Raw genomic sequence first — 13,890 nt, 5'->3', positions numbered from 1 at the left:
CGGCTTAATTGTGAAATAAAAATTTAGGTAACCTCGCATCTTGTTTCATCACCAAACGTAACACCCAACGGTACCGTTTGCTCCTTGATGTCATTGGTAATTATACTACTTTTCTGCTCTCCTTTTAAGTCTTAAATCAATAAAATAAAGGATCCCCGCTAAAAATGGGAATATAGCCATCAATGCAAACATCATCTCGTATCCTGCAAAAGTAGATATGATTCCTGCCAAAACTGCACCGGCTCCGATTCCACCATCAAAACCCGTAAAAAATGTAGCATTTGCGGCACCAGTTCTTTCCTTAGGGACTTTAATAATTGCCATTGTCTGTAAACTGGATTGAGCTGCACCTATGCCGGTTCCATAGATCACCGCACAAATCAGGATAGTAATTAAGCTGTTACTTACCGAAAGCAACAGTAATGCGATCGGTATAAGAAGTACCCCCGACCAGACACCCATGCCAAAGCCCCTGCGGTCAACGAGCTTTCCAAAGTATGGACGGGTAATCAGCATACTTATAGCATATACAGTAAAAAAAGCTCCTGTACCTGAAATGGATTTTTGCACTCCATACAGCGCTAAAAAGGTAATGATCGCCCCCCATGTAATCATAATTAAAAATATAACAACAGATGGTAGAGCAGCTTCTTTCGCATACAAAGATGGTCTTGGAGTCATTGAACTTTGTACAGCAGGACGGTTATTAAAATTCATGACAAAAACCAAAGAAATAGCAATTATTAAAAATACAGCTGCCAGCATAATATTATTCTGCATTCCAAGCGACAAGGAAATCGCCGGAGCAAGAGCCATAGCAATACTGCTCGCAAGGCTAAAATATCCCATACCCTCAGAAAAGCGTTCTTTTTGTATGTTATCAGAAGCTGCCGTGCTGCACGCTGTGTTGGCAATTCCCCAAACCATTCCATGTACACATCTGATGACTATGATAATTTCGATCAAAGGAAAAAACCAATACGCCGTTGTTGTTAATAGCATACCGATTAATCCCATAACAAAAATCCATTTTCGCCCGTATTTATCCAATGCAATGCCGGCAAAGGGACGAATAAGTAATGTGGCAATTGTCATGATTCCTTGCAGCCATCCCAAAACGCTGTCATTCGCTCCAAGTGATTTCAAATAAGGCGGTAATGCGGAAGGAAATAATTGAAATGAAAAAAACATAAAGAAGTTTACTAATGTTATGATAACTAAATTTCTTGTCCAGAGCTTTGTTTTATTCATTTTCGTACTCTTTCTCTGACAATAGCATATTCTCAGAAATAATATTATTCAAGACCTTCTGCATGAGGGTTAGGATCTGTGAAATTTCAGTCTGAGATAGATCTCTTGTGGATACATCAATAATTTTCTGAAATATACTCTGGACAAAAGGAGATTTTTCCCGCCCCTTATCTGTCAGATACAAATGCTCTAACCGGCCATCCTCTTTGTCTTTTTGTCTTATGACATACCCCTTTTCCGTCAGGTTTTTCACTGCCTTTGCGGTAGTAGATTTGCTTATGTGCAAATGTTCACTTAATTCTTTTTGTGACAGACCTTCTCTCAAAGAAATAACAAGGAAAAAGTCATATTGTCCATTTTTTATATCTAAATCATTTAAAGTACTACTAAGCAGAATTTGTATATTGCGATAGATTGCGGCATTCACCTGCCCTATGGTAACGTTATTTTCCATATTAATCACCTCTTTTAATATAGTTGCAAAGGAAACTATCTCTAGCTTAACACAAATTAGTTTCCTTTGCAACTAATTTTTATACTGGTTGCTGTTGCATTTACTCATGCCGCATTCTATGCCAAAAATATAACCAGGCTTTATCGACTGACAGCGGCAGATTTACAAAAAAAGGTACTCCAACCGTTTGTAAAACGTTTGAAGTACCTTTTTCCATATCTTATTCTGCTCCAGGAACCACCGGTATGTCCGTCTCAGGAACAGTAGATTCAGAACCTCCACCCCCAGGTCCGATCTCAGAATTCTCTTGCACTTCCGTGGTCTGCGGCTGTGTCTCCGGAGACGTCTGGGACTCGGTTTCCGCAGGAGGCACCGTGGTATTCCGATTAATGACTGCAGGTTTCCCTTTATAAGTACTATTATGAAGCGGCTCTTCCTTAATCACCGTATCTCCCTTTTTATACACCCGGTAGCTTTTATAAACGCCGCCAATGGTGCCCTTATCGACTACCTTTTCCGTTCCATAGGGCAATGAAGGGTTTTCTTCGTATACAGGCTCCATCGGCTCCAAATCACGAACCTTCTCGGAGCGGATTGTCACTTTTACCCCATCCTCAAGGACAGGAAGCCCCACCAGAGAGATCTTTAAGCTTTTCCCGTCCAGTGCAGCCCGGACCGCCATGGTATGACCGCTGGTATTTATAAATTTTAGATCCGGACCTGCGTAGCCGTCAAAGCTGACCATAGCATCCTGTCCCTTTTCCACATAGGACGGTGCAAAGCTGTGGGCATTGCGCTCCGTAGTTTTAAAGCCGACTTCAATGATGGCATGATACAGAGTGGTTGATACCTGGCACACACCTCCTCCCGGTTCTTCAATCAGGACTCCGTTCCGGTATGCACCAGCGGGCTGGTATCCTTTTTCCTTTGTACGGTTCCCTGTGGTATTGTTAAAGGAAAATTCTTCTCCCGGCTTAAGTATTAGGCCATTGAGAGAATCTACTGCCAGACGGATGTTTTGATTTCTGTTTTTATTATCCGTCGTCGTCGTGGTAAAGGTTCCAACGACCTCATACTGCTCTTTAGCCTGGGCCTGAGTCATTTCAGGAGATGTTTCCTTAAAACCTGCCATGATTTCAGCCTGGTAATTCTCTGATTTTACCGCTTCCATCAGCTGTTCCACCAGCTTTTCCTGATCCAGAATCCGGCCGTTCTGTTCTTTTGTATACACGAAAGCTCCGCTTGTCTTATTGAAAGACTCCAGCTCGGAGTTGACTGCACTTTTATTCCAGCGTTCTGCAAGCGAAGCCGCCTGACTGATAAATGGCTCTCTTAAGGCCTCATAATCAATTTCATACTGCTGTGTCTGATCCGGGGGCGTTCCCTCCAATTGCTTTATTATCGCCTGAAGCTGTGGTTCTAAGAGATTGTCTAATAAAACTGAATCCTTCCCGTCACTGACAATCAGCTCCCACTGATAACGCTCATTCAGGGTTTCTTCTGCCTCCATTACCGTAAGCCCGGTCAAGTCTGTCTGTCCCACCCTGGCTGCGAAAAGGATTTTATCCCTCAAGTCCGCGGCAGTTCCCTTTTCTGTCTCTCCCACTGACTGCGTGCTGTTGGAACCGGCCCTGGAATACAGATATCCTCCTGCTGACAGGGCTGCTAAGAGCAGCACGCCAACTGCTATATTTCTATTTCTTTTAATTTTTCTTCTTCTTTCCCTGTATTTACCCATAGATTCAATTCCGCTCTCCTTTCATCGTCTGCTCATTGATGCTTTTCATAATATCCTCGGAAAGCTGTCCCCTTGCATAGCCAAATGCAATTCCAACCCGCGCCTAGAACCATCAGGGCATCGTTCCCACACTCTTATCAATGGAAAACCCTAATGTATCTCTTTTGCAATACGAAGGTTTTTGATTCTGTACTTTAATCAGTTACAGTTTGTAACTGTAAATATATCATTTACACTACTTTGTGTCAAGAGTTCTGGGAAGATTTCATAACAAAATTTGTCTTCATAAAAAGCATTTTATCTTAACGAAGAAAATCGATTCCAGTAGTAATATAAAGATAGCATAAAGAAAACATTTGATCCCTTAACTGCCATTAAATCCTATGTTTAATCAACCGATATAAGATTGTCATGCAAAATACCTAAGAGGTTTATACTTCTGAAAATTACTGTTAGGAGGTTTTCAATGTTTAAATTTACAAGCTCAACATTGATCGGACTTGTATTTGGTGCATCTCTGATAGTCGGATCTGTATTTGTATCTGGTCATGCAGAATTATTTTGGAACGTGCCCTCGGCATTTATTATTTTCGGTGGAACCATAGGAGCCACTATAATGGCATTTCCTCCTCAAAGGCTTAAAACCATAGGAACTGTAACTAAAAAGGCATTTTCAAATTCACATTTTGATTTAAAAAAGGATATTGCTTCTTTAGTCAGATGCGCTGAAATATCCCGTAAGAATGGGCTTCTGGCTCTTGATAATCATATTGATGATTTAACTGATGATGCATTCTTGAAGATGGGAATTCAACATATCATTGATGGTGCGGATGAAGATCAGTTGAGAAATTTATTGGAAGGTTCTACCTATTTCATGAAACAGCGGCATCAAAAGGGTGCCGCAATGCTGGATATGATAGCGGCTACCGCTCCTGCACTGGGGCTTCTCGGAACCTATGTAGGCCTTATCCCCATGCTGAATAATCTGGATGATGCAAGTACGCTGGGCCCCATGATGGCGCTGGAACTGGTTTCTTCTTTTTACGGAGCTTTTGTCGCCTACGTCATCTTTGCGCCTCTGGCTAAGAGGCTGAAATTTATGAATAAAGAAGAGGAAACAAGAAGAGAGTTGTTGATTGAGGGACTGGCCGGAATACAGCAGGGGAAAAATCCAAGGCTGATCAGAGAAGAATTGCAGGCGTTTGCAAATATAGCCCTGGATACGGAAGGGGAAGATGCTGAAAAACCGAAATTTCGTTTTAAATCAAGGAGGTGACTGATTAGTTATGGGCAGATTCCATAGGATTGAAGAGGAATATGAGGAGGAAGAGGCAAGCTGGCAAGACAGCTACAGTGATTTGATGACTGATTTGCTTGCTATTTTCGTAATTTTGTTTGCATTTGCCATGATGAATCAGGCACTTACAATTCAGGAAAACAAAAGAGAAAAAGAAGCAGCTGCAATCCAGCAGCAAAACAATTTCGTATCGAATGCAGAAGAGTTCAACAAGCTCTATGAATACATTAAAACATATATAGAGGAAGAACAGCTTACCAATGAATTAAGCGTTACAAAGCTGGGGAACGATCGGATATTGTTACGTGTTGCGGCTTCCGTATTTTTTGATTCGGGAAGAGCCGAAATCGATGACGCTGCAGAACCTGTGCTTCAGAAAATTTCCGAAATATTGGTAACATATCAGGACTCCTTTAAAATGGTAAGAATAGAAGGCCATACGGATAACCGTCCAATCAATACTCATCTCTATGCCAGTAACTGGGAGCTTTCAACAAGCCGTGCCGTCAACGTTCTTAGGTGGCTTCTGGATACCTCCGGAATTGAAGCGAAAAAATTTTCTGCCATAGGCTACAGCGAATATTATCCTGTCGAAGATAACTCTACCAGTGAAGGCAAAAGAAAGAACAGGCGGGTGGACTTTTTTATAGAGGGAACAAACGATTAAGCCAGGATTTGATATATCCATTGTGTAGAAACGTAAAATGAAAAGAAAGCCATTTCCCAACTTCCTAAAAACTGGAAACGGAAACGGCTTTCTTTTCTCTTAAATCATGTTTTATTTATACAGACATGGCGCTACTTCTGCTGAGTCCATATTCGAGGCGTCGTACCATAGACAGCCTGTGTCAATATCGTTAACCGGTTGTCCAGTTGCCGCCTTTGCTGCCAGCATAACCGCCTGATAACCGATTTGTACCGGATTCTGGGTAATGGAGCCTGCCAGAATCCCGGCCTTTACGGCGTCAAGCTGAATGGAGCCGGAATCAAAACCTACACCGATCACTTTATCCGGTCCCAGCTTCTGAAGGCTTTCATTGGCAGTCACCAAATTCTTTGCCGTAAACTCATTGGAAGCATAAATGGCAATCAGATCGTTCTTATTTAACAACGTACTGGCTACGATTACGCAGGCTGCGTCATCTACGGTTGCCGGAATTCCCACGTCAATAATCACCTTTGCCCAGTCAGACTTTACGTTGTACTTGTCATGTCCTTCCACCGCACAGTTGCTTTCTCCGATCAGGGTACGCATTTTATCGATAAAGCCTCCGGTTCTCTCTCCAATAGACTGGGAGGTGGCATCCTGAGAAACCACTCCGATTCTTACTACCTGGGCAGGATCTGTTACCTGTTCCTTGATGATGTCGTACATCTTTTCAGCTGCCAGACCTCCTGCCACATAATTATCCGTTGCAGCATTGGCTACAATGGCGCCTTTTGGCGCATCCGGAACACCGGAGTCAAAGCCTACGATAGGGATGCCTGCCGCCTGGGCATTGGAAATGGCATCCATAGAAGACTGAGTGTCAAGAGCTGCCAGACAGATGGCGCTGGGTTGTTTATTAACCGCATTGTTTAACTGCTCAATCTGTTCAGCTACGGCGCTTTCATTGGCCGGTCCTACAAAATTGGTAGATTTTAAACCTAATTCCTTTGCCGCCTGCTCTGAACCCATCTTAACTGCCTTCCAAAAATCATGCTGAAATCCCTTTGCCACGATCTCCACCGAAATACTGCTGTAGTCAATTGTACCACTCTCCGCTATCTTCGGACTTTCGGTCTTTGAAGCCTCTTCCTTCGCGGCCGGAGCGTCTGTAGAAGCAGGTGCCGGAGCCTTTGTCTCTCCGGAACATCCAATCAGAACTGCAGAAGTCATTGCCGCGCATAGAAATGCACCAAGTAAACGATTTTGTTTCATTTGAAAACCTCCCTAAATAATTTTTTATAATTTCCCGCTTTTAACGGAAGATTATTTAATAATAAATGGAATCACTTTAAGCCTTTCCCTGCTTTCTCCGGTTCAGCACATCCACAAAAACTGCTATCACAAGGACAAATCCGGTAATTAAAAGCTGGTAATGAGGCTGCACCCCTATAAAAGGAAGACCGGTTTTTAAAACAGCCATGATAAATACGCCAATCAGGGTTCCCGCAATAGAGCCTACGCCGCCCGCCAGGCTGGTTCCGCCGATAACAACTCCTGCAATGGCATCCAGTTCAAAACCGTTACCCGTACCAGGCATCAGAGTGGAATATACGGCCGCATAGGATACCCCTGCCAGGCCGGCAAATAATCCACTGATGACAAAGGCCAGAGTTTCATATTTCATCACATCCACACCGGACAGCCGTGTGGCCTCTTTATTGCTTCCCAAAGACAGAATGTAGCGGCCCGGTCTTGTTTTATTCAGAAGAACAGCCATAGCCACAGCCAGAATGATAAGCAAAATAAAGCCTGTTGGTATTCCTGCCTGGGGAAGCCCCGGCGCCTTCAGCTTAAAAAGGCTTCGAAAGGCCCCTCCGGAAGCCGTTGCCTGCGGGAAGGTTACAGTAGCTGTATTGGTGACAATAGAGCCTAAGCCTCTGGTAATCATCATCGTTCCCAATGTGGCGATAAAAGCCGGGAGTTTCATAACCGATACCATAATTCCGTTAGCCAGTCCGAATAAACCTCCCAGAAGAACAGCCAGAACCACGCACACTGGCATAGGCAATCCGGCCTTGGTAAACAGGGTTCCCGTTATAAGAGAGCAGCAGATACAGGATGTTCCTATGGATAAATCAATACCTCCGGTAATGATGACAAAGGTCACGCCGATTGCCATGAATCCGATATAATAAGAAGAATCCAGGATACTGATAATGGTGCTGTATTTTGCGAAATTTTCCCCAAAAAACCAGAAAAACAGGAATAACACTACTAATGCGATAATTGCGACTAATTTTTGAGTACCGATTGCCTGAAGCAGGCTTCCATGTTCTTTTTTTGCCTGATTGTTTTTGTCTTCCATTTTCATAATTCCTCCTAGTTAATTTCTTATGGTAGCAGCATGCATGATCTTTTCCTGGGTCGCCTCATCAATGTTTATTTCTCCCGTCTTACGCCCCTCACACATTACCAGAATACGGTCACTCATCCGAAGGACCTCGGTCAGCTCTGAGGAAATCATGATAATTGATTTTCCCTGTTTGACCAGCTCATTCATCAGCGTGTAGATTTCACTTTTCGCACCTACATCGATCCCTCTGGTTGGCTCATCAAAAATCAGGATTTCACAGTCCCTGGTAAGCCATTTGGCAATAACCACTTTCTGCTGGTTCCCTCCGGATAGATTTCTCACCTGCTGATGCACAGAAGGAGTCTTGGTCTTTAAGGCTTTCACGTACTTCTCCGCGGTCCTTACCTCCGCCTTGTTGTCAAGAAACATCCCTCTGGTAAACTGCTTTACAGAAGACATGGTGGTATTTACCACCACCGACTTTTCCACGATAACACCATACCGTTTCCGGTCCTCAGATAAATAGCCGATTCCTGCCTTTACCGCATCTTTAGGAGAACGAATATCCGTCTTTTTTCCATTGACGAAAATATCTCCGCTATCCTTTTTATCCGCTCCGAAGATAGCCCTGGCAGCCTCCGTGCGCCCAGCTCCCATAAGCCCGGAAAAGCCCAGAATCTCCCCCTTATGAAGTTCGAAGCTTAAATCCTTTACGGTTCTTCCTACATTTAAGTTCTCCACCTTAAGAACCACCGGAGCATCATCCGGCACGCTGCTTATTGTCTTAGGCGCCTCATAAACAGTCCGCCCCACCATCATGCGAATGATATCATCCTTCGTACAATCCTCAGTAATGAGAGTCCCCACATATTCGCCGTCACGCATGACGGTAACACGGTCCGTGATCTGATTGATCTCATCCATCCGGTGGGATATGTATATAATTCCGATTCCTTTGTCACGCAGGCCCCGGATGATTTTGAACAGCTCACTGATTTCAGACTCCGTCAGTGCCGCCGTCGGTTCATCGAATACAATTACCTTGGCCTCTGTGGAAATAGCCTTTGCTATTTCACACATCTGCTGCCGCCCTACCGTCAGGCGCCCCATATTTTCCTTTGGATCTATTTTTATATTCAGCTTACGAAAGAGCTCTGATGCATCCTCTGCCATCCTTTTGTCATCTACAAGCCTTCCGCTCATCCTCTCTCTACCGATAAAGATGTTCTGGGCGACGGTCAGATGATTCATCATATTTAACTCCTGATGAACGATTACGATTCCTGCGTCCTGGGCCTCCTTCGGGTTTTTAAACTGTACTTCCTGTCCTTCAAAAACAATGACTCCCTCGTCCCTGCTGTAAATGCCGGTCAATATTTTCATCAACGTGGATTTTCCTGCGCCGTTCTCTCCCATAAGAGCATGAACCTCTCCCCGTTTCAGCTCCAGACCGGCCTTGTTCAGCGCGTAAACCCCTGCAAAGGATTTATCAATATCCTTCATGGTCAAAATAACCTCTCCCACTGATCTCCCTCCGTTCCTCTCCGTCTCTTTAATCTTGCATCAGTATATCAAGATAAGGGTTTTAAAAAAATTGAAAAACCTCCCAAAATAGGTTAAAATATTACTTTTTCAAGTATTTTAACCCTTTTTGGAAGGTTCTTTTCCTTCTACATTCTATTGGCTGTTGATTTCTTCTTTTTTCGTTGCCCTGCTTCCCAGAAAAGGAAACAGCAGCTTTTCATTTTCTTCGGTATAAATATCCTTTACAGTAACCAGCTTGGAGCCAGAGTTTAAAAATAGATCGGTTTTACTTCCTTCTATGCGTTTAACTGCCTCTTCAATCCCCAGATACCCCATATTAAACGGATTCTGAATGGCCAGAGCCTGATATACACCGGATTCCAGAAGCTGAATCTGAGATACGGAGCTATCAATTCCAAAGGTTTTCACCTTACCTTTAAGCCCCAGATCCCGTACTGCGCTGGCGGCACCGAGGGATGAATATTCATTGAACCCGGCGATAATATTGATTTCAGGACGCCTTTTTAAAAGCTGTAAGGTTACATCATAGGCCTCCTGATAGATAGAATCACAGAATACCACCTCTTCAATGGCTTCAGCCTCTTTTCCCAGGCCGGCCCGTATTCCCTTCTCCCGGTCTATGGCAGTAGAGCTGCCTTTTACATGCCCTACCAGTCCGATTTTGGGATTCTCCGGAAGAAGTTCCTTCATATACTCCCCCAGCCTTCTTCCAATTTCCACATTGTCCGTGGCAACAAGAGGAATCGACAAACTTTCATTGATATTGGAATCAATGAGAATAACCTTGACTCCCTGATTTACTGCCTGTCTGATGCTGGAGGTAGTCCCCTCATAGGAACAGGGACTGACTAAAATCGCATCCGGCCTTCTGCCCGCCGCCTCCAAAATCAGCCGGTTCTGCCCTTCTACATCCGATTCCGTTTCCGGAGCCATCAGGCTTAATTCTACGTTATACTCTTTTGACGCAACCTGGGCTCCCGCTATAACGGAGGACCAGAATTCGTTACTCTCGTCAATCTTTTTGGGAATCAGAATAATCTTAGGCCCTGCCTTCTCTCCTGTTGTTTCATAAAGCTGATAGCAGATTCCAAAGACTGCTCCCAGAAAAAGCAGGTATGCTCCCAGCTTAAATGCCGTGCTCTTTTTCACCTTCACCGCCTCCCTCCATGTCCGGAATACGGACAATTGCTGCAGTTCCCACGCCGGGGCAGCTTTCATAACAGAGCCCGTATTCCCTGCCATAATACAGTTTCAGCCGGGTCTGCACATTATACACTCCCACTCCATTTCTCTCATAGTTGACCTTATGCTTTTGGAATATGGATTTCATCTGTTCTTTGGTCATCCCTTTTCCGTTATCCGTTACCTTCAGTATAATATCCCTACCCTCCTGGTAGGCCTCAATCCGGATAAGCCCCCTGCCGCCCTTATATTTTATGCCGTGGTAGATGGCGTTCTCAGCCAGAGGCTGCAAAACCAGCCTAATCACCGGTTTCTCCAATATAGCTTCATCAATGACCATTTCATAATCCAGCTTGTCCTTATAGCGCATCTGCTGAATATCCAGGTAGTTTTTTACATAATCGGTTTCCTGCCTTATGGTAAAAAGCTCCTGATCGCTGCTGATAGACCGCCTTAAAAGCCTGGCTAATGCCATGGTCATATGGACCACTTCACGGTTCTTTCCGGCTTCGGCCATCCACACAATGGAATCCAGGGTGTTGTAGAGAAAATGGGGATTAATCTGAGACAGCAGGGCCTTCATTTCATTCCTGCGTTTTTCCTCCTGTTCCCGGATGTTTTCCGCCATCAGCTTTTGAATCTCATCTGCCATCATGTTGAAGGCTTTTCCTAAGGTCCTGATTTCATGGTCAGGAACTCGGGTTAGATCCACCTGTTCAAATTTTCCTTTTTCCACCCTTTTCATGGAATCCTGCAGAAGAATCATGGGCTTTGTTATTCTGCGGGAAAGAATTGTCACGGCTGCGGTCAGAACCAGGCACAGCAGCAGGGTAACCAGAGTATAGATCAGCTGAGTCTGGGAACGGTTCTTTAAAAGCTCTGAAGTATAGGCCACTCCCACTACTGTCCAGCCTGTTTTTTGGGACTCTGTTATGGTATAGAGCTTCTGCTGCATGCCCTTGCCGCTTAAGAAATATTCCTCCCTGCACTCAAGCACTTCTTTCATCTGTTCTTCCTTTAAGCCGCTGTAGATCAACTGCTGCTTGGGGTGGTAGAGAATGTTCCCCTTTTTGTCCAGAATAAATACATATCCTCTGGCTCCCAGATCGATTCGTTCGCACTGCTCCTCAATGGCCTTGTAATTTAAATCAATAAAGAAAACTCCTTGATTTTTCGTGCTGCCCGGATATCTTAAGGGACTGCTCAAGGTCACTACCCAGGGGTATTCGTCCGTGATGATGTTCTGCACCCGGGAGGATGAAAGAACCGTCATCCCTTTACCGGCCTCCAAAGCGTCCCGGTACCAGGCTTCGTGAAGAATATCCGCATACGGATTTAAAGTCTGGGTTCCGTCATTTATCAGGATATTGCTCGGACCGGCCACGGCGCCGATATTGTAAATATCATTCCGTGTTTCCCTTACCAGCCGGAAACGTTCCAGTACGCTGCTTCTTAGCTCTTCCCTGCGGATCGGATCCCTTTCCGAAAACAAATACCGCAGCAGGTCCTTATCGCCTGACATCAGATAGGATATATTCTCCATATAATCAAGATAGGAATCTATGTTATGGTTAGCCTGCTCAATCAGCTGCATGGTGCCGTTCACGGAATTGTTTAGGACATTTTTTTCGGTATACCGGAAGGAAAAGCCATAGATTAGAAGCAGGGCGGAAAGGATGATGGGAAGGAAGCAGATCAGCATACCGGAGCGGATGCTTTTAAATTGAAAACGGAACCTCATTTATCTCCTCTTTTCCTTTGCATATTCTGTAGGCGTCTTTCCGGTGGCCTTCTTAAAGGCAAGACTGAAATAATGGGGATCTCCGAACCCGGTCTTCTCGGCTACCTGATAAGTTTTTAAGCTGGTAGTTTCCAGGAGTTCTCTGGCCTTTTCCATGCGGGTATCACTTAATACCTCTACGAAGCTTTTTCCGATACATTCCCGGAACATGGCGCTGAAACGGCTGGGACTCATAGCCAGGTAGCTGCATATGGACTGAAGGTTTAAAGAGCTTTCGCCATAGTGGCTCCTAATATAATCTACGGCTAGTACCGCCCGCTCATTCCCCTTCCTATCCTTTACCTCTGCCACTGCATCTACAAGTCCTCCAAAAATTGCCTCCAAAGCCGTCCGTTCTTCCTCCAGTGACTTTTTTCCGTCTATTTGCGAGATATATTTATTTACCTGCTCATACGCCTCAAAGCCTTCCATACCCATTACCTCCAGCATGGATCTGGCCTCAGAGAGCGTATGAATGATGATGCTTTTGGCACGGTCCTTTTTTAAAAAGGATTCCTGTATCCGCAGGCAGAGGCTGTAAAGAGCCACTCCTGCTTTCTTTTTTTCTCCTTCCCTGACCGCGTTAAGTAAATCCTCCTGAAGTTTTTCCCATTCTTCGAAAACAGCCGCTTTCTCAGCCCTTTCCCTGTACAGAATGGCTCCTGCCTCCTGGCTGTAGCGGTATTCCAGCATATCCTCTGCCTCCTCATAGGACAGATAAAGCTGCGCCGTACTATTTACAGGACTTCCGATTCCAATGGTAAGCCTGATACCCATGCAATTTTTAACGCTATCTGAGATCATTTGAAACAGTTTTTCTGCCTTTTCCCCCCATCGTTCATGAAAGTTCCCCAACAGCAGAAAAACCAGATGGTGATCCAGCTTCTGAATCACATACCCAATACCTGATCTTCCAATGATCTCAGCTGCAATATTATAAACAGCAAAGCACAGAAGTTCTGCTGACTCCTTATCCTCTCCCCTGATTTCCGCATCCCCGACAGCAACCATACACTTAGATCCACGAAGGGCAATGCCATAGGATTTAAGCTCTGCCTCCAGTTCGGCAGCAGAACTGTTCCCGCAGATCAGGCGCATCAGAAGCTTTGACTTTAAAACCTCTCTATTCTTAAGCAACCTTCTCCTTTCCCGGCTTTCCTGATCCAGCTTTTCGCGGATGCCGTCAAGGGCCTGTCCCAGCTCTTCAAGAGAAAAAGGCTTCAGAATATACTCTCTTACCCGGTATTTTAAGGCCTGTTTGGCATATTCAAAATTATCATAACCGCTTAATATGACCACACAGATATGCGGGTATTCCCTGGAAATCAGGCGGCTTAACTCCAGGCCATCCATATAAGGCATACAGATATCCGTCAGAACTACCTCTACCGGATTGTCACGGATATAATCCATGGCATCCTCCCCATGCTGAAAACTCCCCTTCAGTTCAAATCCCCTGCTGCCCCAGTCCATGGTTTCCTTTACTGCCTCACGGACTAAAAATTCATCATCAACAAGAATCACACGATACATAAACCTTCCCCATTTCTGACTCTCATTATAATACACAGTACTTCTTTTGCCTAGAAAAAAACAAGGCTTAAGCAGACGAATCCTCTTAAGCCTTTGGTTTTTTGC

The 13,890-nt window shown here is 44.6% G+C and carries 11 protein-coding genes; 2 read left to right on the top strand and 9 right to left on the bottom strand.

Annotation, left to right across the window (positions count from 1 at the left end):
• Positions 1-105 precede the first annotated feature (105 nt).
• The 3 genes from BMW45_RS21585 to BMW45_RS21575 form a co-directional block, all read right to left on the bottom strand.
• Positions 106-1,251, bottom strand: coding sequence for an MFS transporter (locus BMW45_RS21585; RefSeq protein ID WP_092248836.1), 1,146 nt, complete (start codon positions 1,249-1,251; stop codon positions 106-108).
• A complete protein-coding gene (locus BMW45_RS21580) occupies positions 1,244-1,705 on the bottom strand; it encodes a MarR family winged helix-turn-helix transcriptional regulator (protein WP_092248833.1) in 462 nt (153 codons plus the stop codon). Before BMW45_RS21580 ends, BMW45_RS21585 begins: the two co-directional genes overlap by 8 nt.
• Positions 1,706-1,925: 220 nt before the next feature.
• Positions 1,926-3,443, bottom strand: coding sequence for a VanW family protein (locus tag BMW45_RS21575; RefSeq protein ID WP_092248830.1), 1,518 nt, complete (start codon positions 3,441-3,443; stop codon positions 1,926-1,928).
• A gap of 466 nt (positions 3,444-3,909) precedes the next feature.
• Here BMW45_RS21575 and BMW45_RS21570 point away from each other — a divergent pair, with 466 nt between their 5' ends.
• Entirely contained in the window at positions 3,910-4,722 is an 813-nt protein-coding gene (locus tag BMW45_RS21570; protein WP_092248827.1) for a motility protein A, read from the top strand.
• Between the two features lie 10 nt (positions 4,723-4,732).
• Positions 4,733-5,410 (top strand): OmpA/MotB family protein, encoded by a 678-nt coding sequence (locus BMW45_RS21565; protein ID WP_092248824.1) that lies wholly within the window; start codon positions 4,733-4,735, stop codon positions 5,408-5,410.
• 111 nt (positions 5,411-5,521) lie between these two features.
• On the opposite strand, the gene BMW45_RS21560 is transcribed toward BMW45_RS21565, so the two are convergent.
• The 6 genes from BMW45_RS21560 to BMW45_RS21535 all read right to left on the bottom strand — a co-directional run bounded on the left by BMW45_RS21560 (position 5,522) and on the right by BMW45_RS21535 (position 13,785).
• Positions 5,522-6,664 (bottom strand): ABC transporter substrate-binding protein, encoded by a 1,143-nt coding sequence (locus BMW45_RS21560; protein WP_092248821.1) that lies wholly within the window; start codon positions 6,662-6,664, stop codon positions 5,522-5,524.
• A gap of 76 nt (positions 6,665-6,740) precedes the next feature.
• Entirely contained in the window at positions 6,741-7,757 is a 1,017-nt protein-coding gene (locus BMW45_RS21555) for an ABC transporter permease (RefSeq protein ID WP_025232703.1), read from the bottom strand.
• 18 nt (positions 7,758-7,775) lie between these two features.
• Positions 7,776-9,269 (bottom strand): sugar ABC transporter ATP-binding protein, encoded by a 1,494-nt coding sequence (locus BMW45_RS21550; RefSeq protein ID WP_092248818.1) that lies wholly within the window; start codon positions 9,267-9,269, stop codon positions 7,776-7,778.
• 153 nt (positions 9,270-9,422) lie between these two features.
• Positions 9,423-10,439 (bottom strand): substrate-binding domain-containing protein, encoded by a 1,017-nt coding sequence (locus BMW45_RS21545; RefSeq protein WP_166433438.1) that lies wholly within the window; start codon positions 10,437-10,439, stop codon positions 9,423-9,425.
• Positions 10,417-12,213 (bottom strand): cache domain-containing sensor histidine kinase, encoded by a 1,797-nt coding sequence (locus BMW45_RS21540; RefSeq protein WP_092248813.1) that lies wholly within the window; start codon positions 12,211-12,213, stop codon positions 10,417-10,419. The genes BMW45_RS21545 and BMW45_RS21540 overlap by 23 nt, the downstream gene beginning before the upstream one ends.
• The gene (locus tag BMW45_RS21535; protein ID WP_092248810.1) at positions 12,214-13,785 is read right to left on the bottom strand and encodes a response regulator; all 1,572 of its coding nucleotides are present in this window, start codon (positions 13,783-13,785) and stop codon (positions 12,214-12,216) included. It lies immediately after the preceding gene.
• Positions 13,786-13,890 lie beyond the last annotated feature (105 nt).

The organism is Lacrimispora sphenoides (assembly GCF_900105215.1).
Taxonomy (GTDB): domain Bacteria; phylum Bacillota; class Clostridia; order Lachnospirales; family Lachnospiraceae; genus Lacrimispora; species Lacrimispora sphenoides_A.
Note: the sequence above shows the minus strand (reverse complement) of the source record. Positions and strands in the feature narration are given on the sequence as shown.